At 73.1% G+C, this 22865-nt stretch carries 19 protein-coding genes; 14 read left to right on the top strand and 5 right to left on the bottom strand.

Features of this window, described 5'->3' with window-relative positions:
• The first annotated feature begins 15 nt into the window (after positions 1-15).
• The 6 genes from FGW37_RS28105 to FGW37_RS28080 all read left to right on the top strand — a co-directional run bounded on the left by FGW37_RS28105 (position 16) and on the right by FGW37_RS28080 (position 6848).
• Entirely contained in the window at positions 16-1569 is a 1554-nt protein-coding gene (locus FGW37_RS28105) for an ABC transporter substrate-binding protein (RefSeq protein WP_179083617.1), read from the top strand.
• A complete protein-coding gene (locus tag FGW37_RS28100; protein WP_425506667.1) occupies positions 1554-2573 on the top strand; it encodes an ABC transporter permease in 1020 nt (339 codons plus the stop codon). The genes FGW37_RS28105 and FGW37_RS28100 overlap by 16 nt, the downstream gene beginning before the upstream one ends.
• Positions 2570-3415 carry an ABC transporter permease gene (locus tag FGW37_RS28095; RefSeq protein ID WP_179083616.1) on the top strand — a complete coding sequence of 282 codons (846 nt, stop codon included), beginning with the start codon at positions 2570-2572 and terminating at the stop codon, positions 3413-3415. Before FGW37_RS28100 ends, FGW37_RS28095 begins: the two co-directional genes overlap by 4 nt.
• A 209-nt stretch (positions 3416-3624) precedes the next feature.
• Entirely contained in the window at positions 3625-5229 is a 1605-nt protein-coding gene (locus FGW37_RS28090) for an ABC transporter ATP-binding protein (RefSeq protein WP_179083615.1), read from the top strand.
• Positions 5230-5306: 77 nt separating this feature from the next.
• A complete protein-coding gene (locus FGW37_RS28085; protein WP_058042820.1) occupies positions 5307-5789 on the top strand; it encodes an Lrp/AsnC family transcriptional regulator in 483 nt (160 codons plus the stop codon).
• A 138-nt stretch (positions 5790-5927) separates the two neighbouring features.
• Entirely contained in the window at positions 5928-6848 is a 921-nt protein-coding gene (locus tag FGW37_RS28080; RefSeq protein WP_179083614.1) for a D-alanyl-D-alanine carboxypeptidase family protein, read from the top strand.
• Between the two features lie 81 nt (positions 6849-6929).
• On the opposite strand, the gene FGW37_RS28075 is transcribed toward FGW37_RS28080, so the two are convergent.
• A complete protein-coding gene (locus FGW37_RS28075) occupies positions 6930-7361 on the bottom strand; it encodes a secondary thiamine-phosphate synthase enzyme YjbQ (RefSeq protein ID WP_179083613.1) in 432 nt (143 codons plus the stop codon).
• 93 nt (positions 7362-7454) lie between these two features.
• Here FGW37_RS28075 and FGW37_RS28070 point away from each other — a divergent pair, with 93 nt between their 5' ends.
• The 5 genes from FGW37_RS28070 (at position 7455) to FGW37_RS28050 (ending at position 12826) form a co-directional block, all read left to right on the top strand.
• Entirely contained in the window at positions 7455-8549 is a 1095-nt protein-coding gene (locus FGW37_RS28070; protein WP_179083612.1) for an NAD(P)-binding domain-containing protein, read from the top strand.
• A gap of 33 nt (positions 8550-8582) precedes the next feature.
• On the top strand, positions 8583-9380 hold the full coding sequence (locus FGW37_RS28065) for a (Fe-S)-binding protein (RefSeq protein ID WP_179083611.1): 798 nt from the start codon (positions 8583-8585) through the stop codon (positions 9378-9380).
• Complete coding sequence (locus FGW37_RS28060) at positions 9377-10864, top strand: lactate utilization protein B (RefSeq protein WP_179083610.1); 1488 nt, start codon at positions 9377-9379, stop codon at positions 10862-10864. The genes FGW37_RS28065 and FGW37_RS28060 overlap by 4 nt, the downstream gene beginning before the upstream one ends.
• Positions 10861-11529, top strand: coding sequence for a LutC/YkgG family protein (locus tag FGW37_RS28055; RefSeq protein ID WP_179083609.1), 669 nt, complete (start codon positions 10861-10863; stop codon positions 11527-11529). Before FGW37_RS28060 ends, FGW37_RS28055 begins: the two co-directional genes overlap by 4 nt.
• Positions 11530-11629: 100 nt before the next feature.
• On the top strand, positions 11630-12826 hold the full coding sequence (locus tag FGW37_RS28050) for a CaiB/BaiF CoA transferase family protein (RefSeq protein WP_246430606.1): 1197 nt from the start codon (positions 11630-11632) through the stop codon (positions 12824-12826).
• On the opposite strand, the gene FGW37_RS28045 is transcribed toward FGW37_RS28050, so the two are convergent.
• Together FGW37_RS28045 and FGW37_RS28040 are read right to left on the bottom strand one after the other, a co-directional pair.
• Complete coding sequence (locus FGW37_RS28045) at positions 12808-14169, bottom strand: MFS transporter (protein ID WP_179083607.1); 1362 nt, start codon at positions 14167-14169, stop codon at positions 12808-12810. The two genes, FGW37_RS28050 and FGW37_RS28045, sit on opposite strands and share 19 nt — an antisense overlap.
• A 65-nt stretch (positions 14170-14234) precedes the next feature.
• Positions 14235-16061: an ABC transporter ATP-binding protein gene (locus FGW37_RS28040; protein ID WP_179083606.1), complete on the bottom strand. Its 1827-nt coding sequence runs from the start codon at positions 16059-16061 to the stop codon at positions 14235-14237.
• A 126-nt stretch (positions 16062-16187) separates the two neighbouring features.
• Here FGW37_RS28040 and FGW37_RS28035 point away from each other — a divergent pair, with 126 nt between their 5' ends.
• Entirely contained in the window at positions 16188-16628 is a 441-nt protein-coding gene (locus tag FGW37_RS28035; protein ID WP_179083605.1) for a MarR family winged helix-turn-helix transcriptional regulator, read from the top strand.
• Between the two features lie 32 nt (positions 16629-16660).
• Here the strand turns inward: FGW37_RS28035 and FGW37_RS28030 are convergent, their stop codons facing one another.
• Complete coding sequence (locus FGW37_RS28030; protein ID WP_179083604.1) at positions 16661-18277, bottom strand: peptide-N4-asparagine amidase; 1617 nt, start codon at positions 18275-18277, stop codon at positions 16661-16663.
• A 149-nt stretch (positions 18278-18426) separates the two neighbouring features.
• Between FGW37_RS28030 and FGW37_RS28025 the strand changes: the two genes are divergently transcribed.
• Together FGW37_RS28025 and FGW37_RS28020 are read left to right on the top strand one after the other, a co-directional pair.
• The gene (locus tag FGW37_RS28025; RefSeq protein WP_179083603.1) at positions 18427-20250 is read left to right on the top strand and encodes an ABC transporter transmembrane domain-containing protein; all 1824 of its coding nucleotides are present in this window, start codon (positions 18427-18429) and stop codon (positions 20248-20250) included.
• On the top strand, positions 20247-22028 hold the full coding sequence (locus FGW37_RS28020; protein WP_179083602.1) for an ABC transporter ATP-binding protein: 1782 nt from the start codon (positions 20247-20249) through the stop codon (positions 22026-22028). The genes FGW37_RS28025 and FGW37_RS28020 overlap by 4 nt, the downstream gene beginning before the upstream one ends.
• Positions 22029-22066: 38 nt before the next feature.
• Here the strand turns inward: FGW37_RS28020 and FGW37_RS28015 are convergent, their stop codons facing one another.
• Positions 22067-22858 carry a metal-dependent hydrolase gene (locus FGW37_RS28015; RefSeq protein ID WP_179083601.1) on the bottom strand — a complete coding sequence of 264 codons (792 nt, stop codon included), beginning with the start codon at positions 22856-22858 and terminating at the stop codon, positions 22067-22069.
• Between the last annotated feature and the right edge of the window lie 7 nt (positions 22859-22865).

Genomic DNA, 22865 nt, shown 5'->3' with positions numbered 1-22865 from the left:
CGGAACGGGGACGACGTGAACTGGACAAGGCGCCAGGCGCTGTGGGCCGGCGGGAGCATCGGCGCGGCCGCGCTGCTCACCGCCTGCGGGGGCGGCGAGAACGACGCGGCCTCCTCGCCGGCGGACTCCGCCGGCACCCCCCGGAAGGGCGGCACGCTCCGCATCGGCGCGCTCGGCCGCGCCTCCGCCACCACCCGCGACCCGCACGGAACCCAGGGCAACGAAAGCGACTACCTGATCATCGCCCTCGTCTACGACACCCTCACCGCACCGGGCCTGAAGGACAACACGGTCGGCCGCCTCGCCTCCGGCTGGACGCCGTCGGGCGACCTGAAGACCTGGCGGTTCACCATCGCGAAGGGCGCCGCCTTCCACGACGGCTCCCCCGTCACCGCCGACGACGTCGTGTGGTCGCTGCGCAGACTGCGCAACACCCCCGCCGGAGCGGCCCGGCTGCCGGGCATCAAGGCGGAGAACATCACCGCCGGGGACAAGGGCACCGTCGTCCTCGTCTCCGACCAGCCCAACGCCGAACTCCCGCTGCTCACCCGCCTGTCGACGTTCGTCCTGAAGAAGGACACCCCCGACAAGGAGATCGCCGGGGCCCCGGGCACGGGCCCGTTCAAGCTCGACTGGTTCCGCAACGGCAACGCCCGCCTGCTGCGCAACGACAAGTGGCACGGCGGACCGGTCCACCTCGACGCCATCGAGGTGACCATGTTCGAAAGCCCGCAGGCCATGGCCAACGCCCTGCTGGGCGGTCAGATCGACGTCGCGTCCAACGTCGGCGCGGTCGCGGCCCGCAGCGCCGCCTCGCGCAAGGACATCCAGCTCGTGCGCCGCCCCGACGACATGGCGATGCCCGTCGTCATGCGCGCCGCCGACGGGCCCTTCGCCGACGTCAGGGTCCGCGAGGCCATGAAGCTCGTCGTCGACCGCGAGGCCATGGTCAAGCAGGTCCTCTCGGGCTACGGGACCGTCGCCAACGACATCCTGGGCACCGGCGACCCGGCCTACGCCAAGGACATCCCCCAGCGCAGGCGCGACCTCGCCAAGGCCAGGAAGCTGCTTGCAGAAGCGAAGTTCGACCTCTCCAAGACCTACGAGCTCATCACCACCGAGGACATCCCCGGGCTCGCCGAGTCCGCGACGCTGTTCGCCGGCCAGGCCCGCGAGGCCGGCATCAAGATCAAGGTCGTCAAGCAGGAGTCGGCCGCCTTCTACGAGAAGACCTGGCTCAAGGGGCAGCTCTACACCAACTACTGGGGCACCAACGACTCCGTGGTGTTCTTCGCCTCCAAGACCATGGTCACCGGGGCCGGGCAGAGCGAGGCCGGCTGGTCGGACCCGCAGTTCGACGCCGCGTACCGCAAGGTCATCGGCACCGCCGACAAGAAGGCCCGCGCCACCGCCCTGCGCGAGCTCCAGCAGATCGAGCACGACAAGTCCGGCTACCTGCTCTGGGGCATGGCCGACGGCATCGACCTGGCCGGGCCCAAGGTGCGCAACCTGCCCAAGCTCCCCGGCTACGGGCGGGTGCAGCTCGAGAGCGTCTGGCTGGATCGTTGAGCCAGGCAACGGCAGAGCGGGCCGGGGCCGCCGCACCGCCGGCGGCCCCGGCCCTGCGCCGTGCCGCGACGGCGGCCGCCCGCATCGCCGTGGTGCTCGCCAAACGGGCCCTGATGCTGGGCGTGCTGCTCGCCGTCGTGTTCGCCGCGATCGAGCTGCTGCCCGGCGACGCCGCCTCGGCCACGTCCGAGCGCGGCGAGAGCGCCGCCGACACCGCGGCCCGCCGGCACCTGCTGGGCCTGGACCGGCCGGTGTGGGAGCGGTTCGGGGACTGGATGACCGCACTGCCCACCGGCGACCTGGGCACCTCCGCACGGGGCGAACGCGTCACCGGTCTGCTCGCCGCCCCCTTCCCCAACACGCTCCTGCTCGGCGCCACCGCCTTCGCCCTCACCTTCGCCGCAGCGCTCGCCCTGGGCTGCTGGGCGGCGTTGCGCCCCGGCGGCACGGTCGACCGGATCACCGGCTTCACCTCGGGCATCGCCCTGGCCCTGCCCGAATTCGTCGTCTCCGTCGGCCTGTTGCTCGTCCTGTCCCTGTGGACCGGCTGGCTGCCCGCCGTCACGCTCACCGCCCCCGACGGCTCGCCCGCCTCCTGGACCATGCTCGTCATGCCGGTCCTGGCCCTCACCGTCCCCCAGGCCGGCTGGAACGCCCGGATCGTCCGTGGTGCGCTGGCCGACCAGGCGGGCGCACCGCACGTGGCCGCCGCCCGGCTGGACGGCCTCTCCCCGCGCCGCGTGCTGCTCCGTCACGCACTGCCCGGCGCCTGGCCCGCCATCGCCACCGGCGCCGCCACCTCCACGGGCATGCTGCTGGGCGGAGCGGTCGTCGTCGAGACCCTCTTCAACTACCCCGGCCTCGGCACCGTCCTGTCCGGCGCCGTCGCCGACCGCGACACCCCGGTCATCGCCGGGGTCGTGGCCTGCACCGGAGCCGTCATCAGCCTCGTTCTGCTCTGCGCCGACCTCGTCCGAGCCCGCACCCTGGGAGCCCGCCCATGAGCTCCGCCGCCCTCGCCCCGTACCGCTCCCGGCGCCCCCCGGTCCGCGTCCTGCTCGCCGTGGCACCCGGGCTCCTGCTCACGCTTCTCGCCCTGACCGGGCCCCTGTACGCCCCGCGGACTGAGGCCTCCCCCGTCACCGCGCCCTACGCCCCGCCCGGCCGGGACGCGCTCCTGGGCGGCGACCAGCTCGGCCGGGACGTGCTGAGCCGCATGCTGCACGGCGGCAGCGCCCTCATCGGCAGCGCGCTCGCCGTCGCCCTGCTCGTCACCGCCCTGGCCGCCGTGCTGGGCTGCTTCGCCGTCCTCACTCCGGCGCTGGGGCGGCTCGTCGAGCGCAGCGCCGACGTCGCCATCCTGCTCCCGCCCGTGCTGGGCATGATGCTGATCGCCCTGGCCTGGCCCGGCGGCGGGCGCCTCGCCGTCATGGCCGCCGCCACCGTGCTCGGCGTGCCGTACGCGGTGCGCGTCGTGGCGAGCGCGGCCGCGCCCGTCGCCGCGGCAGGGTTCATCGAGGCGGCCACCGCGGGCGGCGAACGGCTGTGGCACCTCGCCCTGCGCGAGATCCTGCCCAACCTGCGGTCCACCGTCCTCGCCCTGTTCGGCCTGCGCTTCGTCGCCGCCGTCTACGTCATCTCCATGGCCGGCTTCCTCCAGCTCGGGCCCCAGCCACCGGCCGCCGACTGGGCGCTGATGATCCGTGAGAACGCCCCCGGCGCCCTCCTCAACCCCTGGGCCGTCGTCGCCCCCAGCATCGCCATCGGCCTCCTGGCCGTGAGCGTCAACCTCGCCGCCGACGCGCTCACGCCCGCGGCGCGGCGGGCGGGGACGGGCGTGCGGTGACAGGGGCGGCGTCCGCGCCCCGGCCTGCTCCGGGCTCGGCCGGTCCGCCGACGGCGGACTCGCCTGCGCCGGGCCGGTGCACCCCGGCCCCCGCGCCCGGCCCGGGCCCCGGCTCCGGCCCGGCCTCCTACCCCGGCTCCCCCACCACCCCCGCCCGTCCCGCCCGTCCCGCCCGTCCCGCCCGTCCCGCAGAGGAAGGCTCCCCGGCCATGACCGACGGCCCGACCGCGGTGAGCGTCACCGACCTGGAGATAGGCATACCCGGCGGCCCCGTCCTGCTGGCCAAGACCAGTCTCGGCCTCCGGCGCGGCCGCATCACCGCCCTCACCGGCCCCTCCGGCTCAGGAAAGTCCACCCTGCTGCGCGCCGTCATCGGCGACCTGCCCGACGGCGCCCGCGTCTCGTCGGGAACGGTCGAGGTCCTCGGCCACGACGTCCTCGCCCTCCCCGCGGAGCGGCTCAGGCACCTGCGGCGCCACCGCGTCGCCTACGTCGGCCAGGACCCCGGCTCCGCCCTCGACCCCCGCATGCGGGTCCGCCGGCTGGTGGCCGAGACCGCCGCGGACCCCTCCCCCCGGGCCGTGCGGGACCTGCTCGCCGAGTGCCGCCTGCCGGTCGGCGACGGGCTGCCCGACCGCCGCCCGGGAGCCCTCTCCGGCGGACAGCAGCGCAGGGTGGCCCTGGCCCGCGCCCTCGCCCGCCGCCCCGACCTCCTCCTGCTGGACGAGCCCACCGCAGGGCTCGACACCGCCTTGCGCGACGAGATCTCCGACCTCCTGCGCCGGCTCGCCGCCACCCGGCACATCGCGGTCGTCCTCGCCTGCCACGACCCCGGCCTCGTTGACCGCTGCGCCGACGACGTCGTCGACCTCGGGACGGCGGCGGCACGGCGGGCGGCGCGACCGGGCGGGTCGGGGAGGGGAGCGGCCGCGGATGGGACTCTTGGGAGGTCAGACGCATCAGCGAGCGTGCCTGGGAAGGCGTTCGCAGAGTCGTTTACGGGGTCGTCGGCGGAGGCTCCCGCGGAGGCGGCGACCGCTCCCCTCAACGCGTCGCCTCCCCGGCGCGACGCACCCGGCGCCCTGCTGGCCGCCCGGGACGTCACAGTGACCTTCACCCAGCACGGACGGACACACCGGGCCCTGGACGGAGCCGGCTTCTCGGCGGCTCCCGGCAGCTCCACCGGCATCATCGGCCCCTCCGGTTCCGGCAAGACCACCTTGCTGCGCGTGCTGGCCGGGCTGCAGCAACCGGACACCGGTGCCCTCTCCTTCGACGGGCGGCCCTTGCCGGCCGGGGCGCGCCGGCGCAGCCGCGCGCAGCAGCGCCGCATCCAGCTGATCCCCCAGAACCCGCTCGGGGCCCTCAACCCGGCCCGCACCGTGGGCGCCACGCTCGCCCGCCCCCTCCGCCTCCACCGGGCCGCACCGAAGCCGGAGATCGCCGACCGGGTGGCCGGGCTCCTCCACGACGTCGGCCTGCCGGCCGACTTCGCCGGCCGCTACCCCCACGAGCTCTCCGGCGGGCAGCGCCAGCGCGTCTCCATCGCCCGCGCTCTGGCCCCCGGCCCGGATGTGCTGCTGTGCGACGAGGTCACCTCCGCCCTCGACCCGGGCACGGCGGCCGCCGTCATGGACCTCCTCACGCGGCTCAGGACCGAGCGCAGGCTGACGCTCGTCGTGGTCAGTCACGAGCTCCACCTCGTCGCAGCCTGCACCGAGACCGTCCACGTCCTCGAAGCGGGCCGGATCACCGGGACCGGGCCGAGCCGGCATCTGCTCCGGGCGGGCGGCGCGCCTCCATCGGCTCAATGACAGCTCCCTCTACAGGGCCATTGGTACAGTGACCGGCCGCAGACGCCGACCACGAGGCACGAGGAGGGCGCCGGCCCATGGCCGTCGACGCACTGGACGCGAAGATCCTCCGGCTGCTCCTGGAGCAACCCCGCACGAGCGTGCGCGAGTACGCGCGCGTGCTGGGCGTCGCCCGCGGCACGCTGCAGGCCCGGCTGGACCGGCTGGAGCGCGAGGGCGTGATCACGGGCACGGGTCCGCGCCTGTCCGCCGCGGCGCTGGGCCACCCCGTGCTGGCTTTCGTGCACATCGAGGTCACCCAGGGACACCTCGACACGGTCGCGGAGGCGCTCGCGGACGTCCCGGAGATCATCGAGGCGTTCTCGATCACCGGCGGCGGCGACCTGATGGCCCGGGTGGTCGCCCGGGACGCGGGGCACCTGGAGGACGTGATCCAGGTGCTGGTGCAGACGCCGGGGGTCGTGCGCACGCGCACGGAGATGGTGTTGCGCGAGCGGGTGCCGTACCGGGTCCTGCCTCTGGTGGACGCGGTGGGGCGCGCCGCCCAGCGGGGTGCGTGAACCGGACCGCCCCTCGCGGCAGGACGACTGACACGCCCCCAGGTTCTCCCGGTCGAGAAACCGGTGCGATTATCGGCTCGCTCAGCAGTACAAGCGAGACGACTCGCTCATCTCGACACGCGAGAAACAGAGGCATACATGGAGCGATCCGGAAGACCGGTCCGCCGCTGGGGCGCGGCCGCGATCGCATCGGCCGCGGCGGTCGCCGTCGTCCTCCCGGCGACGGGCGCGGAGGCCGCGAGCGGCCCGTCGGTCAGCGCGAAGGGCGCGTTCCTGCTCGACGGCAACCGCAACCGCCAGCTGTGGGGCAAGGACGCCGACACCAAGCGGCAGATGGCCAGCACCACCAAGGTCATGACCGCGGTGACCGTCCTGGACACCAAGGGCGTGGACCTCGACAAGAAGGTCACCATCAAGCAGTCGTACCGCGACTACGTCGCACGGCAGGGCGCCAGCACCGCCGATCTGCGCACGGGCGACAAGATGACCGTACGTCAGCTGCTGTACGGCCTCATGCTGCCGTCGGGGTGTGACGCCGCCTACGCGCTCGCCGACACCTTCGGCAGCGGCGGTACCGAGGCCGCGCGGACGAAGTCGTTCATCACCAAGATGAACAAGAGGGCCGCCGACCTCGGCATGAAGAACACCAAGTACGACTCGTTCGACGGCATATCGAGGGCCGGGGCCAACTACACGACTCCGCGCGACTCGGCGCAGCTGGCCCGGCACGCGCTGGGCAACAGCACGTTCAAGACGGTCGTCAGGACGACGGCGACCCGCCAGAAGGCGGCGAACGTCAACCGCACGTACTACTGGGACAACACCAACAAGCTGCTCGGCTCGTACAAGGGCGCGATCGGCATCAAGACCGGCACCGGCACGGTGGCCGGCGCCTGCCTGGTCTTCGCGGCAGAGCGCGACGGCCGCACGGTGGTGGGCGTGATCCTCAACGACGGCGCCAACCGCTACCCGGACGCCGTGAAGATGCTGGACTGGGCCTACCGGACCAAGACCAGCGTGAAGCTCCGGCAGCTGCCCGAGTCGGCACAGCAGGACTGACGGCGGCAGGACCGACGGCTCGGCGGAGCCGGTGTCCCTGTCTGTCCCGGCAGGCCTCGCTGGCCGGGCGGCGCCGGATGCTCAGCCGAGGAACGTCAGCCGCACCTGGCGGTCGGGGTTGTCCCTGTTGGTGTCGACGAGGCACACCGACTGCCAGGTGCCCAGCTCCAGCCGCCCGCCGATGACCGGGAGGGTCGCGTGCGGGGGCACGAGGGCGGGCAGCACGTGGTCGCGCCCGTGGCCTCGGCTGCCGTGCCGGTGGCGCCAGCGGTCGTCGGCCGGCAGCAGGTCGTGGAGGGCGGACAGCAGGTCCTCGTCGCTGCCGGAACCGGTCTCCAGTACGGCCACGCCGGCCGTCGCGTGCGGGACGAAGACGTTGAGCAGTCCGTCGCGGCCGGCGGCCGCCTCGCGCAGGAAGGCCTCGCACTCGTGGGTGAGGTCGTACACGGTCTCCGAGGAGCCGGTGGCGATGTCGAGGACGTGCGTGCGGAAGGTGCCATAGGTGTCTGCCATGGCTCCATTTTCGTACGGGCCCCGGGGAAGACCGGGAGGAGCCGGGAGGAGAAGGCCGGGAAGATACGACCCACCCCTCACGTTAGTAGAATCATGAACAATCTTGTGGTGCGTGAGACCGAGGTCGTGGTGATCGGCGCCGGGCAGGCGGGCCTGTCCAGCGCCTACCACCTGCGTCGCGCGGGGTACGAGCCGGACCGGGACTTCGTCGTCCTGGACCACTCCCCGCGCCCGGGCGGGGCCTGGCAGTTCCGCTGGCCGTCGCTCACCTACGGCAAGGTGCACGGGATGCACGCCCTGCCCGGCATGGAGCTGACGGAGGCCGACGGCGCACAGCCCTCGTCCGCGGTGATCGGCGGCTACTTCGCCGACTACGAGCGCGCCTTCGACCTGCGCGTACACCGCCCGGTCGACGTCCGCGCGGTACGGGAGGGGCAGGACGGACGGCTGACGGTGGAGAGCTCCGAGGGCCTGTGGTCGGCCCGGGCCCTGATCAACGCCACCGGCACCTGGGACCGTCCCTTCCGGCCCCGCTACCCCGGCCAGGAGACCTTCCGCGGCCGCCAGCTGCACACGGCGCACTACCCCGGACCGCAGGAGTTCGCCGGGCAGCGCGTCGTGGTGGTCGGCGGCGGCACCTCCGCGGTGCAGCACCTGCTGGAGATCTCCGAGGTGGCGGCCGGGACGACCTGGGTGACGCGCCGGCCCCCGGTCTTCCGCGAGGGCCCGTTCGACCAGGAGTGGGGGCGCGCCGCGGTGGCCCGCGTCGAGGAACGGGTCCGGCAGGGCCTGCCGCCGCAGAGCGTCGTCTCCGTGACCGGGCTTCCCATGACGGAGGCCATGGAGCGGGCACGAGCCGCCGGCGTCCTGGCCCCGCGGCCCATGTTCGACCGCGTCACCCCCACCGGCGTGCAGTGGGCCGACGGCAGCGCCGTCGACGCCGACGTCATCCTCTGGGCCACCGGCTTCCGGGCCGCCGTCGACCACCTCGCCCCTCTGAAGCTGCGCGAACCCGGCGGCGGCATCCGCATGGAGGGCACACGCACGGCGCGCGACCCCCGGGTGCACCTCGTCGGCTACGGGCCCTCCGCCAGCACCATCGGTGCGAACCGGGCGGGCCGCGCGGCCGTACGGGAGATCCGCACCCTGCTCGGTTCTTCACAGCCGCGGGTCCCTGCGGCAGTATGAGGCACTCCGGTGATCACGACGCGAGGAGGGGCCATGCGCGTGGGGCTGTTCGTGACCTGCGTCAACGACACGCTCTACCCGCGGACCGGCCGGGCGGTCGTCTCCCTCCTCGAACGGCTCGGCGTCCAGGTCGACTTCCCCGCCGAACAGAGCTGCTGCGGCCAGCCCCTCTTCAACACCGGTTACCGGCACCGCACCGAACCGCTGCTGCGCCGCTACGCGGCCGCCTTCCGTGACCACGACTACATCGTCACCCCCTCCGCCTCCTGCGCGGCCATGGCCCGCGACAACTACCCCCGGATCGCCGCGAAGGCGGCCGCCGAGGGGCGCCCCGGGTCGGTCCCGGGAGCCGTGACGGAGGCGGCAGCCAGGACATACGAACTGACGGAGTTCCTGGTCGACGTCCTCGGAGTGACGGACGTCGGCGCCTACTACCCGCACACCGTCACCTACCACCCCACCTGTCACGGGCTGCGGATCCTCGGACTCGGCGACCGGCCGCGGCGCCTCCTGGAGCGCGTGGAGGGCCTGGACCTGCGCGAGCTGCCGGGCGCGGAGGAGTGCTGCGGCTTCGGCGGCACCTTCGCCGTCAAGAACCCCGCCGTCTCCGCGGCGATGGGCACCGACAAGGCGCGCGCCGTCACCTCGACCGGAGCCCGAGCCCTGTGCGCGGTCGACAACTCCTGCCTCATGCACATCGGTGGGATCCTCGCCCGCGAGGGTTCACCGGTCACCCCCGTGCACATCGCCGAGATCCTGGCCGGCAGCAAGGAGGACGGTGCCGACGGGGCCCCTGCGGGCGACGGGGCCGGCCGGGGAGCCGCCCGGTGACCGGCACCTACCTGGGGATGCCCTCCTTCCCGCGCGCCGCCGACGCCTCGACCCGTGACCACCGCCTGCGCGCCAACCTCCGGCGCGCCACCCACACCATCCGCGCCAGACGCGAGCGGGCCGTCGCGGAGCTGGACGACTGGGCGCGGCTGCGGGCGGCCGGTGCCGCGGTCAAAGACCGGACACTGCGCCACCTCGACCACTACCTCGTCCAGCTGGAGGAGTCGGTGACCCGGGCCGGCGGCACGGTCCACTGGGCGGCCGACGCCGCCGAGGCCAATCGCATCGTCACCGGCCTGGTCCTGGCCACCGGCGAACGCGAGGTGGTCAAGGTCAAGTCGATGGCCACGCAGGAGATCGGCCTCAACGGAGCCCTCGCGGTGGCCGGTATCCGGGCGTACGAGACCGACCTCGCCGAACTGATCGTGCAGCTCGGCGACGACCTTCCCTCGCACATCCTGGTGCCCGCCATCCACCGCAACCGCGCCGAGATCCGCGACATCTTCCGCCGGCGGATGGCCGAATGGGGGCTCCCGGCTCCCGAGGGGCTGACCGACCGGCCCGCCGATCTTGCCGAGGCCGCGCGGTTGCACCTGCGGGAGAAGTTCCTGCGGGCCAAGGTGGCCGTCTCCGGGGCCAACTTCGCAGTGGCGGAGACCGGGACGCTGGTCGTGGTCGAGTCCGAGGGCAATGGCCGGATGTGCCTCACCCTCCCCGAGACCCTGATCTCGGTGGTCGGGATCGAGAAGGTCGTGCCCACCTGGCGCGACCTGGAGATCTTCCTCCAGCTGCTGCCGCGCTCGTCGACGGCGGAGCGGATGAACCCGTACACCTCGATGTGGACGGGCACCACCGACGGCGACGGCCCCCGCGCCTTCCACCTGGTGCTGCTCGACAACGGCCGCACCGACACCCTCGCGGACGCGACCGGCCGCCAGGCCCTGCGCTGCATCCGCTGCTCGGCCTGCCTGAACGTCTGCCCCGTGTACGAGCGGGCCGGGGGCCATGCGTACGGATCGGCGTATCCGGGGCCCATCGGGGCCGTCCTCACCCCCCAGCTGCGCGGCCTCGCCTCGCCCCTGGAGGAGTCGCTCCCGTACGCGTCTTCGCTGTGCGGAGCCTGTTTCGACGCGTGCCCGGTGGCCATCGACATCCCCGAAGTCCTCGTCCATCTGCGGGAGAGGGTCGTGGAAGGGGGCACGGTGACGCTCCGCGGCACCCGCACCGTCATCAAGCCGGCGAAGCGGCACGCCACCGAGCGCACCGTGATGCGTGCCGCAGGCTGGGCCTTCGACCACCCCCGCGTGCTGCGCCGGGGCCAGCGGCTGCTGGCCCGGACCCGCGGTCTGCATCCCGCGCGGCTGCCGGGGCCGGGCCGCGCCTGGTCGGACACGCGCGACCTGCCGCAGGTGCCGCCCGAGTCCTTCCGCGACTGGTGGGCCCGCACCCGTGGCGGCCCCGTCCGGGGAGGAGAGCCGTCGTGAGCAGCGGGTCGAGCAGGGAACGGATCCTCGGCCGGGTGCGGCGGGCGCTCGCCGACGTGCCCCCGTCGGAGCAGCCGGGGGAACACCCGGTCGCGCGTGACTACGCCACGCAGCACGGCGAGCGCACGCAGTCCGCGACCATCGGCCTTCTGGCGGAGAATCTGGAGGACTACCGCGCACGCGTCCACCGCACGGAAGCACCCGGTCTGCCCGCGCTCCTCGCGCGCCTGCTCAGCGAACGCGGTACGCGCCGGGTGGTCGTGCCGCCCGGCCTTCCGGGCGGCTGGCTTGCCGAGGCGCCGGTCGAACTCGTCCGCGACTGCCCGGCCATGACAGCCAGTCAACTGGATTCCATCGACAGCGTGGTGACCGGCTGTGCGCTGGCGATCGCCGAGACCGGGACCGTCGTGCTCGATGCGGGCCCGGATCAGGGGAGCCGGCGCATCACGCTCGTGCCGGACCATCACCTCTGTGTGGTGCGGACCGACGACCAAGTGGTCTCCTCCGTGCCGCAGGCCCTCCGGCGGCTGGCCCCGGCACGGCCCCTCACCTGGATCTCGGGACCGTCGGCGACGAGCGACATCGAGCTGGAGCGGGTCGAGGGCGTCCACGGGCCGCGCACCCTGGAGGTGATCCTGGTGGCGGGCGATCCACGCAAGCTGTGAGCTGCTGTTCATGGCCGCGACACTACGCCGGGGCCGGCGCCCGGTGCGCCGGACTGTCCACAACCCCGGTCATATGAACCGCCCGGCGAAGGGAGCCGAGTTGAAGCCGCCTCTGCACGACGTCACGGTCGTCGCCCTCGAACAGGCCGTGGCCGCGCCCTTCGCCACCCGGCAGCTCGCCGACCTCGGCGCACGCGTCATCAAGATCGAGCGGCCGGGGCGCGGGGACTTCGCCCGCGACTACGACCGCAGGACGAAAGGGCTCTCCGCCTATTTCGTGTGGGTCAACCGCGGAAAGGAGAGCGTCGTCCTCGACCTGCGGACCGAGGCCGACCGCGCGCTGCTCGACCGCCTCCTCGCCCGCGCCGACGTCTTCATCCAGAACCTGGGCCCCGGCGCGGCCGGGCGGCTGGGCCTCGGCTGCGAGCCGCTGCGCGCCCGGCATCCCCGTCTGATCACCTGCGACGTCTCCGGGTACGGAACGGAGGGCCCGTACCGCGACAAGAAGGCGTACGACCTGCTCGTGCAGTGCGAAGCCGGGCTGGTCTCGCTCACCGGCCACCCCGGCTCCCCCGCCCGCCCCGGCATCTCCGTCGCCGACATAGCAGGCGGCATGTACGCCTACACGGGCATCCTCACCGCTCTCTACGAGCGCGAACGCACCGGCGAGGGCACGGCGCTGTCCGTCTCTCTCTTCGACGCACTCGCGGAGTGGATGGGGCAGCCGTACTTCGCGGAGGCCTACGGCGGCGCCCCGCTGACCCGCAGCGGCGCGCGCCACCCGTCCATCTCCCCCTACGGGCACTACCGCTGCGGCGACGGCGGGCAGGTGTTCCTGAGCGTGCAGAACGACCGGGAGTGGGTGGCCCTGTGTGAACGCGTGCTGCGGCAGCCCGCGCTGGTCCGCGATCCCCGCTTCGCCGACAATCCCCTGCGCCGGGCTCACGACGAGGAGCTCACCGCCGTCATCGAGGAGCACTTCGCCGCCCACACCGCGGACGGTGTGGGGGCCCTGCTCGACGGAGCGGGCATCGCGAACGCACGGCTGCGGACGGTCGCCGAGTTCACGGACCATCCGCAGCTCGCGGCACGCGACAGGTGGCGCGAATTCGGCTCCCCCGCCGGTCCGCTGCGCGGCCTGCTCCCGCCGGTGGAGGTGAGCGGGCGGGAGGCGGCCATGCGAGCGGTACCGGCGCTGGGCGAGCACACGGACGCCGTCCGTGCGGAGTTCGCCGAGCAGGCGTGCGCTGCTGCGGACGCCTCCGGACCAGGGGCGGATCAGCGGCCGGCAGGCTGAACGGAGCGGTCGAGCGGGCGCTTCGCGGTCTCCGGCAGGATCACGTAGACGCACGCGGACACCAGGCAGAGCCCCGCCACGTACCAGGGGAACGCGCCCGGGTGACCCGAATCCTTGAACCAGGTGCCGAGGTAGGGGGCCGTGCCGCCGAAGAGCGCCACGGTCAGCGAGTAGGGGAAGCCGATCCCCGCAGCCCTGACGCGTGCGGGGAACACCTCGGCGTTCACGGCGGCCGCGATCGAGGTGTATCCGGTGAGCAGCACCATGCCGGCGCACTGCACGAGCAGCAGGGAGACGAAGGAGCTGCCGACCGCGTGCAGCAGGGGGACGGCCAGGACGGCGAACCCCACCGCGAAGCCGATCAGCAGCGGTCGGCGGCCGACGCGGTCGGACAGCAGCCCGCCGAGGGGCTGGAGCGCCGCGAAGAAGGCCAGCGAGATCGTGCCTACGGCGAGCGCGTCACCCTTGTCGAATCCGGCGTTCATCTGGGCATAGGTCGGCAGGTAGGTGGTCCAGGTGTAGTAGGCGAGGGTGCCGCCCGCGGTGATGCCGCAGATCAGCAGGGACTCGCGAGGGTGCCGTCGCACCGCTTCGAAGAGCGCCGGCCGGGCGGCCTCCTTCCCCGGTACGTCGTGGGTCTCCTCGGCGCCCTGCCGGATCCAGAATCCGGCCAGGCTGATGACCGCGCCGATGAGGAACGGCACGCGCCACCCCCAGTCGCCCATCTGCCCCTCGGTGAGGAGGTGGGCGAGGAGCGCTGCGATGCCCGAGGCGAGGAGCTGGCCGATAGTCGTGGACACGTACTGGAAGCTGGAGAACAACCCCCTGCGGCCCGGGCCCGCGGACTCCACGAGGAACGTCGTGGATGCGGCGAACTCCCCTCCGACCGAAAGCCCCTGGATCAGCCGGGCGATCACGAGGACCACGGGGGCGAGGACGCCGGTGGCGGCGTAGGTCGGGGTGAGCGCGAGCAGCAGACTGCCCGCGCCCATGAGCAGGATGGTGACCGTGAGGGCGGCCCGCCGTCCGCGCCGGTCGGCGACCGCGCCCATGAGCAGGCCGCCGACCGGGCGCATGAAGAAGCCGACCGCGAAGACGGCGAAGGTCGAGAGCAGTGGCACGAGGGAGTTGCCGGAGCCCTTGGGGAAGATCTGGTCGGCGAAGTAGACCGCCAGGAACGAATAGGCGTACCAGTCGTACCACTCCGCCGCGTTGCCCACGGACGCCGCGGCGAGCTGGCGCAGCGAGGAACGGGGCGGCGGCGCGGGGTCGTTCGCGGCTACGCGGTCATCGGTGTCGGTGCCGGTATCGCCGTCGGCGGACAGGGGCTCGGATCGCTTCATGATCCCTTGGATCCCCCGGGCGACACTCCCGCACACCTGTGCGAGGACCCTCGGTCCGGCGCGGCCTACCCGGCCACGGCATCGGCCGTCGCACGGCCCGCGTCCTTGCGCACGAGCGCGGCGTAGTGCCCGTCCTCTGCGAGGAGTTCCTCGTGGGTGCCCTGCTCGGTGACGCGTCCGCGGTCGAGGACGACGATCCGGTCGGCGTTGCGGACGGTGGAGAGGCGGTGGGCGATGGTGATGGTCGTCCGCCCGGCGGAGAGCGCGTCGATGGCCTCCTGGACGGCGTGCTCGGTGCGGGTGTCCAGGGCACTGGTCGCCTCGTCGAGGATCAGCACCGGCGGGTCCCGCAGGATCGTGCGGGCGATGGCCAGGCGCTGCTTCTCACCGCCGGAGAAGCGGTAGCCCCGCTCGCCGACGAGGGTGTCGTACCCGTCGGGGAGGGCGGCGATGTGGTCGTGGATCTGTGCGGCGCGGGCCGCCGATCTGATCTCCTCGTCCGTCGCGTCGGGCTTGGCGAACCGGAGGTTGTCCGCGACGGAGGCGTGGAACAGATAGGTCTCCTGGGAGACCACGCCGACCGCCCGGGCCAGGGTGTCGAAGTCGAGGTCGCGGACGTCGACCCCGTCGAGCAGGACGCGGCCGCCGGTGACGTCGTAGAGGCGGGGCACGAGGTAGCTGAGCGTGCTCTTGCCGGAGCCGGTCGGTCCGACGACGGCGAGGCTGCCGCCCGCCGGCACGGTCAGGTCGATCCCGCTGAGCGTGGGGGCCGAGGGCTCGCGCGAGCCCGGGGCGTCGTAGGAGAAGGCGACCTCCTCGAAGCGCACTTCGCCCCGCACCTTCTCCAGCCGCACCGGCTTCTCCGGCTCGGCGATGTCCACCGGGAGGTCGAGGTATTCGAAGATCCGCTGAAAGAGCGCGAGGGAAGTCTGCATCTGCACGCCCGTGGACAGCAGGCTGACGGCCGGCCGGAACATGCCCTGCTGCAGGGAGACGAAGGCCACCAGGGTGCCGATGGAGATGCCCGGACCGCCCGTCTGCAGGGCGATGCCCGCGGCCCAGTAGATGACGGCGGGCATCGCCGCCATGACGACGCCGATGGTGGACATCCGCCAGCGCCCGGCCATGCTCGCCCGCACTTCGAGGCCGACGAGCCGCTCGGACTCCTTGGCGAAGGCCCGGGTCAGGGAGTCGCCCCGGCCCATCGTGCGGCCGAGCAGGATGCCGCTGACGGAGAGCGACTCGGTGACCATGGCGGCCATGACCGCCATCTGCTTCTGCCGCTGCGAGGTGATCTTCTTGCGCTCGCGGCCGACGCGCCGGCTGATCGCCACGAACACGGGCAGCAGGAGCAGCGAGACGACGGTCAGCCGCCAGTCGAGGGCGAGCATCGCGACCACGGTGGCGACGACGCTGGTGAGGTTGGAGACGAGCGACGTGGCCGTGGAGGTGACGGTGGCCTGCATGCCGCCGATGTCGTTGGCGATGCGGGACTGCACCTCGCCGGTGCGGGTGCGGGTGAAGAAGGCGAGCGGCATCCGCTGGAGCCGGTCGTAGACGGCGGCGCGCAGGTCGTGCATGACGCGCTGGCCCACCGTCGTGGAGAGCAGGGTCTGCACGACGCCGAAGACGCTGTTCACGACTGCGGCGGCGATCATCCCGAGCGCGAGGAGGCTCAGCAGCCCCGTGCGCCCTTGGGGGATCGCGGTGTCGAGGATCTCGCGCAGCATGAAGGGCGATGCGACGGAGACGAGCGAGGAGGCGGCGACGAGCAGGCCGACGAGCGCGAGCGTGCCTCGGTAGGGGCGGAACAGCCGGAGGATGCGCCGCACCTGGGCGGGCTGCTCCGGATCGGCGGGCGGTGGGGTCCAGTTCTCTTCGTCGTGACGCATGGGCTCCTGGTTTTCAGAGGTGGCTGTCTTCAGAGGTGGCCGTTTCAGAGGCGCAATGACCGATCACCGAGCTTAGCTCACTGTTACCTAAGCTCACAATGAATTTCGTCCTGGTAACCTCTGATCATGACCGCCCCCGACACGTCCGGACAGCTCGCCGAGCAGCTGCTGCGGCTCACCCGCAGGCTCCACCGGGCCCAGAAGCGCTATCTGGACCCGGTCGGGATCACCCCTGCCCAGTCACGGCTGCTGCGCACCGTCGCGCACTACGACCACCCCCCGCGGATGGCGGACCTCGCGCAGCGCCTGGAGGTCGTGCCGCGGGCCGTGACCACCCTCGTCGACGCCCTGGAGGCGGGCGGCTCGGTGCGCCGGGTGCCGGATCCGTCCAACCGGCGGGTCATCCGTATCGAGCTGACCGATGAGGGGCTCGGGATCCTGAGGAAGCTCAGGGAAGCCCGGCGGGCGGCCGTGGAGGACGTCCTCGCGCCCCTCTCGGCGGAGCAGCGCGGCCAGCTCGGCAGTCTGCTGGACGAACTGATGGCGGGCCCGGGCCCCGCCTGCTGAAGGCGCGGCCCGGCACGCTCCCGCCAGGAGGTTCAGCAGGAGCGCCTGTCCTCCGTCAGCTCCCCCTGGGCCGTGGCCAGGGTCCGGTCGTAGCAGGCCCCCGGACCGAGGAGGCGGTAGCGCTCACACGAGACGCCGGTGGCGTGCCGCTGGTCCCTCGGGACGTTCTGGTTGTACGCCGCGTCGCCGGTGTAGGTGTCGTCCATCAGCGACCACCCGAGCCGCTTGCCGGCGCGCAGGGTGACGCTGTCGGAGCGGTCGCCCATCCTCATCACGGTCCGCAGCCGGTCGCCCGCGCCGATGCTGATCTCGCCGTCCATGCTGTAGACCCGGTGGGTACGGGTCGTCGTGGCGGGTCCGTGGCCGGCCACCTTTACGTTCTCGTCGTCGGTCCAGCGGGCCCGGAGGGCGTCCTTCGACTCGCCGTCGGTCCAGCTGTGGCTGGACGCGGCGGCGACCTTGCGGGCGACGGTGGTGGTTACCCTTCCGTGCGAGGTGTCGACGTAGCCGGAGACCGTCAGGGAGTGCCCGCCGCCGGCCTTCAGCCGGTGCTCCTTGCCAGGTTCGTAGGCGACCGTGTTCGCGGGTGCACCCGCCTCGTGCGCGGTGAGGGCCCCGGTGACCTGAGTCGCCTCGGCGTCCTGCCAGACCAGGATGTTGGTCGGGGTGCTCCAGCCGCTCTGTCCCTCCGGCACACCGGCGACCGAGATCGTGATCCGGTGCGCTCTGCCGTCGTTGAGCTGCCCCGCGAAGGGCGTCAGGTCGTACTCCACCGGCCGGACGTCGAAGGCCCGCGGGCCGGGAATGACGTACCACAGGAAGGGGTTGGACCAGCCGCCCGTCCATACGGTGGGGAAGGGCGCGGCGATCCCGGCGAGTTTGCCGTCCACGGAGACCTGGACCTCGCGGTAGGGGCCGTCCTTGGCCTTGCACGAGTACGGCGCCGCGTCCGGCACGGTCAGGTACCAGAACTCCTCGCAGCCGCCGCCCGAGCCGGTCGCGTACACCTCGGCCACGATCCGCTCGCTGTTGCGTGGAGTGGTCAACAGCCCCTCATAGGACGTACCTGTGGTGTGCGCGCCGTCCAGAGTGAGCACCTTGTCCGGCGTATGTGCCGCCCCGGCCCGCCCCTCGGCGGCGTAGAAGGTCAGTGTCGCCTTGACCTTGATGACGCCCGTGTAGGTCTCGTTCACCAGGTTGCCGATGAGCATCTCGACCGGCTGCTTGTCCCGGAAGGTGGCCGCGTAGCGGGTGACGTCCTTCTCGACGTGCCAGGTGATGCCTTCGGGCGAGGGCTCCGGGGTGGAGGTGCGCAGGATCTCCACCCCGCCGACCTGCAGATAGCCCAGTCGGTCGTACTGCCGTCCGGCGACGGCCCCGTCGAGCCGCAGGACGACCTTGTTCCAGCGGTCGCCGCAGCCCTTGGGCGGCAGGTAGGTGCTCTTGTAGGGCGTGTAGTCGCGGAACTCGGTGTCGGCGACCGTGACCGTGCAGGCCTTGGTGCCGGGCGTGGCCACCGGCGGGCCGGCGGTGATCGGGTCGTGCCAGTCGGTGCCGAACTCGGTCGGCGGGCCCGCGGCCACGGCGGGGCCCATGCCCAGCACCAGACCAGTGGTCGCGGCGCACAGCGCGAGCAACAGTCGTCTCATGGGGCAGGAGTGAAGCGGCTCGTACTCCAGTGCGCCAGAGCCCCTTTGGCCTGATCCGTCGCCGGAGTGCGAAAACCAGTTGAATGCTGCACTCCAGTGGCGCGAACCTTTCACAGCTCCTGCCGACTCGCCCGCACCCCTGGGATGACATGCAGATCCGCGACCTTCCGTATACCGATCCCGGCCGACCCGATACCAGGTCGGGACCGCGGTTACTGCTCTGGCTCGGGCGGCATCAGCTGGCCGGCCAGGCGAAGGCCATGGCGTGGGGCGTGGTGCACATGGCCGCCGTGGCCGCGCTGCCGGTGGCCCTCGGCATCGCCGTCCAGGCCGTGATCGACCGCTCCGGCGCCCGGCTCGCCCTGGCGGGCGGGCTGATGGTGCTGCTGGGCGGCCTCGTGGCGCTGGGCGACACGATGCTGCACCGCACGGCCATCACCAACTGGATCACGGCCGCGGCGCGCGTGCAGCAGCTCCTGGCCCGCAAGACGGCCGAGTTGGGTGCCACGCTGACGCGTCAGGTCGCGGCCGGCGAGGTCGTCGCGGTGTCGACGGGGGACGTCGAGAAAATCGGCTGGTTCGTGGAGGCGCTGTCCCGCTTCGGCTCCGCGCTGTTCACGACGCTGTCCGTGTGCGTGGCCCTGGTCGTCTACCAGCCGGCCCTGGGCACGGTCGTCGCGCTGGCGGTGCCCGCCCTGGTCCTGGCCGTGCTGCCCCTGCTGCCGCCCGCGACGAGACGGGCCGACGAGCAGCGCGACAAGGCGGGGTACGCCACGGAGCTGGCCTCGGACACCGTGGCCGGGCTGCGCGTGCTGCGCGGCATCGGCGGTGAGGAGCTGTTCCTGGACCGCTACCGGCGCGCCTCCCAGGAGGTGCGCCGTGCTGCCGTGCGCAGTGCCCGGATGTGGGCGCTGATCGCCGCGGTCCAGGTGCTGCTGCCGGGACTGCTGCTGATCGCGGTGGTCGGCTACGGGGTCGGGCTGGTCGAGGACGGCCGGGTGGGCGTCGGCGAACTGGTCACCGTCTACGGCCTGGTCACCTTCCTCCTCTTCCCGCTCAGGGTGTTCGAAGAGATCGCCATGGCCTATTCCTTCTCCCGGCCGTCCGCGGAACGCGCGGCCCGCGTGCTGTCGCTGGGGCGTACCGCACGGGCCGGGGAGGGCGAGGGTCCCGCGGAGGTACCAGCAGGTGACCTGTACGACCCGCAGAGCGGGCTGTCGGCACCGGCAGGCCGGCTGACCGCGGTGGTGTGCGGCGACCCGGACGCGGCCGGCCGGCTGGCCGACCGGCTGGGGGGGCACGCCGCGGCGGGAGCCGAAGGGATGCCCTCGGCGCTGCTCGGCGGCGTCGCGCTGGACGGGCTGCCGCTGGAGGCGGCCCGCACCGCGGTGCTCGTCCAGGACAAGGACCCGGTGCTGCTGTCGGGGACGCTCGCCGAGCTGCTGGACGTGCCCGCCTCCGGAGCCGTCCCGGCCGAGGCCGCGCTGGCGGCGGCACAGTGCGGTGACGTACTGACCGCTCTCGCACAGGCCTCCCCGGACGCTTCCAAAGACCCCATGCGGACTCGCATCACCGAGCGGGGACGCTCGCTGTCGGGAGGACAGCGGCAGCGGCTGGCGCTGGCCCGGTCGCTGGTCACCGACCCGCAGGTGCTGGTGCTCGACGAGCCGACGTCGGCGGTCGACTCGCACACCGAGGCCCGTATCGCCGACGGCCTGCGGGCACTGCGGCAGGGCCGTACGACGGTGGTGTTCTCCTCCAGCCCACTGCTGCTCGACCGGGCGGACCGCGTGGTGTTCGTCCAGGAGGGCCGCGCGGTGGCGGTGGGAACGCACCACGGACTCCTGCGGGACGACCCCGCGTACCGCGCAGTGGTCACGCGGGAGACGGACCCCGTCGCGCCGGCCGCGGGGGAGCTGGACGCGGAGCTCACCGAGCTCGGCGAGAGCGAACAGATCGAGGAGTCGGCATGATCGGCGTGGCACCACCGGCGCACGACCCCGCGGCACCGGAGTCGGCGACCACTCTCCCGGTCGCCGCGCCCGCGACCGTCCGGGCCTACGTGGGCACGCTGCTCCGCAGGCACCGCAGGGCGTTCGCCGTGCTGGTGGCGGTGAACGCCGTCGCCGTGACGGCCTCCATGGTGGGTCCCTACCTGCTGGGCGGCATGGTCGAGGAACTGGCGGCGGGTGCGCGGGAGGTTCATCTGGGGCGCACGCTCTCGCTGTTCGCCGTCGCGCTCGCCGTGCAGACCGTGTTCGTGCACATGGTGCGGCTGCGCGGGTCGGTGCTCGGTGAGGAGATCCTGGCGGATCTGCGCGAGGACTTCCTCGTACGGTCGGTGGGGCTGCCGCCGGGCGTCCTGGAGCGGGCCGGCACCGGCGACCTGCTGTCGCGGATCACCACCGACATCGACCGGCTGGCCAATGCCATGCGCGAGGCCGTGCCCCAGCTGGCGATCGGTTTCGTGTGGGCGGCGCTGCTGCTGGGAGCGCTGACGGTGACCGCGCCGCCGCTCGCGCTGTGCGTGCTGGTCGCGGTGCCGGTGCTCGTCGTCGGCTGCCGCTGGTACTTCCGCCGGGCGCCGGGCGCCTACCGTTCGGAGGCCGCGGGCTACGCCGCGGTCGCGGCGTCGCTCACGGAGACCGTCGACGCGGGGCGGACCGTCGAGGCGCACCGGCTGGGCGAGCGCCGCGTGGCGCTCTCCGACCGCCGGATCGCCTCCTGGACCCAGTGGGAGCGGTACACCCTGTGGCTGCGCTCGGTCCTCTTCCCCGTGATCAACGTGACCCACTCGCTGGTCTTCGGCTCCGTACTGATCATCGGTGGTGTCTTCGTGCTCCGGGGCTGGGTCTCCGTCGGGCAGCTGACGACCGGCGCGCTGTTCGCGCAGATGCTCGTCGAACCGGTCGGCCTGATCCTGCGCTGGTACGACGAGCTCCAGATCGCGCAGGTGTCACTTGCCCGGCTGGTGGGGGTCCGCGAGATCGGCGCGGACGCCGCGGATGACGGCGCGGAGCCCGAGGGCCGGGAGGTACGGGCGGACGAGGTGCGGTTCGGCTACCTGGAGGGCAACGACGTCCTGCACGGCGTCTCCCTGGCGGTCCGGCCGGGGAGCCGGGTGGCGCTGGTCGGTCCGTCCGGCGCGGGAAAGTCGACGCTGGGCCGGCTGCTGGCCGGGATCTACGCACCGCGCTCGGGCGCGGTGACGCTCGGTGGCGCGGAGCTCGCGCGGATGCCGGCGGAGCGGGTGCGCCGCCATGTGGCCCTGGTCAACCAGGAGCACCACGTCTTCGTCGGGTCCCTGCGCGACAACCTGCTGCTGGCGCGGACGGCGGCCGAGGACGGCGAGCTCTGGTCGGCCCTGGCGGCGGTGGACGCCGACGGCTGGGCACGTGCGCTCGAGGCCGGGCTGGATACGGAGGTGGGTTCGGGCGGGCTCGCGCTCACCCCGGCCCAGGCCCAGCAGATCGCGCTGGCCCGGCTCGTCCTGGCGGATCCGCACACGCTGGTGCTGGACGAGGCTACCTCCTTGCTGGACCCGCGCGCGGCCCGGCACCTGGAGCGCTCGCTGGCGACGGTGCTGGAGGGGCGCACCGTGGTGGCCATCGCGCACCGGCTGCACACCGCCCACGACGCGGATGTGATCGCGGTGGCGGAGGACGGCCGGATCTCGGAGCTGGGCAGCCACGACGAGCTGGTCGCGGCGGGAGGCACGTACGCGGCGCTGTGGCGCTCCTGGCACCGCTAGCCGAAGCGGGCGGGGTCGCGCTGCCGGGCGCCGCGGGGTCAGATGAACTCCAGGGCGCCCAGCCCGCCCAGGCCGCCGAGGACCAGGAACGCGGGCATGAGGACCTTGAGCTCCACCCAGCTGCCCGCCCGGAAGCGCATGGCCTTCGGCGGCCCGAGGGGATACCAGCGCTTGCGGCCGACGGGTATGGGCCACAGGATCGGGCAGCCGGAGACGGTGAGCGCGTCGCCGATGTCGTGCACCAGGGCGCCGAGGACGATCGGCAGGCCCAGCCACAGGTACTCCTGGCCCGGGTCGGAGAAGAGCCAGTCGGCACCGTTGCCCGGCTCGTTCAGGACGCCGGCCAGTATCCAGGCGCTGGTGGCGCCGAGGAGCCAGACGAGGACGTCGCTGGAGGTGCGGGCCGCGCGCCACAGGAGTCCTTCGACGGCGAGCACCAGGTGGACGAAGAGGATGCCGAGCACGGCCCAGCGGCCGCCGGTCATGGCCAGCGCCGAGGCCCCGCCGCCGATCAGGACGGCCCAGAGCCAGGTGTGTGTCAGGGTGCGGTGGCCGCCGTTGCGGCGCGGGTCGCCGTGCCCGCGGGTGGCCTTGTAGACCGAGTGCGAGAGCTTGTCGATGATGCCGCACAGCGCGCGCGATATCGGGCCGAAGGCGCGCGATATCGTCGCCGACTTGTGGTCGAGGTCGGGGGCGAGGGCCGCTCCGGCACAGATCAGGGCGCCGACGACGAGCACCGGCCAGGGCATCGGGTGGCCGGCTGCGGCCACCGCCGCCCCCACTCCCAGCCAGGCGGCCGCTCCCGAGAGCGAGTGCGCCGGTCCCATCATGGTCGAT

Origin of the sequence: Streptomyces rectiverticillatus (assembly GCF_013394065.1) — a bacterium.
In the GTDB taxonomy this organism is placed as follows: domain Bacteria; phylum Actinomycetota; class Actinomycetes; order Streptomycetales; family Streptomycetaceae; genus Streptomyces; species Streptomyces rectiverticillatus.
This window is presented reverse-complemented; position numbering and strand designations above follow the sequence as displayed.